At 49.6% G+C, this 254-nt stretch carries 1 pseudogene; it reads right to left on the bottom strand.

Annotated elements, in window-relative coordinates:
* A pseudogene (locus tag ACLHZ1_RS20865) lies at window positions 1-143 on the bottom strand (IS5/IS1182 family transposase); the annotation flags it as partial.
* Between the last annotated feature and the right edge of the window lie 111 nt (window positions 144-254).

The raw sequence follows: 254 nt of genomic DNA, 5'->3' as shown, positions 1-254 counted from the left end.
TGAGATCTCTCCCACTGACGTATCATTTGGTCCGCCCGAAACAGGTTGGCCAGCGTGAATAACATCGCCAGTTGGTTATCGTTTTTCAGCAACCCCTTGTATCTGGCTTTCACGAAGCCGAACTGTCTGCGTATTCCGGTGAAGTTGAACAGTGATTCCGGAATCTGTGAACACCATTTCCGGAAAGTATGCGGACAGGGATTCTTCGAGCAGAAGCTGAGCTTTGAGGGGAGGCATCTTTTCGACTCACTGAA

The organism is Aeromonas sobria, from assembly GCF_050266975.1.
In the GTDB taxonomy this organism is placed as follows: Bacteria; Pseudomonadota; Gammaproteobacteria; order Enterobacterales; family Aeromonadaceae; genus Aeromonas; species Aeromonas sobria_B.
Note: the sequence above shows the minus strand (reverse complement) of the source record. Positions and strands in the feature narration are given on the sequence as shown.